At 66.0% G+C, this 377-nt stretch carries 1 pseudogene; it reads left to right on the forward strand.

Annotated elements, in window-relative coordinates:
• Window positions 1-377 (forward strand): annotated as a pseudogene (locus tag B1205_RS31485) (TGS domain-containing protein); the annotation flags it as partial.

Genomic DNA, 377 nt, shown 5'->3' on the forward strand with positions numbered 1-377 from the left:
GCAGTTGCTGGACTGGCAGCGTGAGGCGGCGGACCCGAGCGAGTTCCTGGACGCGCTGCGGTTCGACCTGTCCAGCCAGGAGGTGTACGTCTTCACGCCGAAGGGCGACGTCATCCCGCTGCCGACCGGGTCGACGCCGGTGGACTTCGCGTACGCGGTGCACACCGAGGTCGGGCACAAGTGCATCGGCGCGCGGGTCAACGGCANGTCCAACGGCGATGTGATCGAGATCTTTAGGTCTAAGTTGGATACGGCTGGCCCGACGCAGGACTGGTTGGGCTTCGTCAAGAGCCCGCGGGCGCGCACCAAGATCCGGCAGTATTTCAACAAGGAGCGGCGCGAGGAGGCGATCGAGGCCGGCAAGGACGCGATCGTCA

This window comes from Micromonospora sp. NBS 11-29 (assembly GCF_002140155.1).
Taxonomy (GTDB): domain Bacteria; phylum Actinomycetota; class Actinomycetes; order Mycobacteriales; family Micromonosporaceae; genus Micromonospora.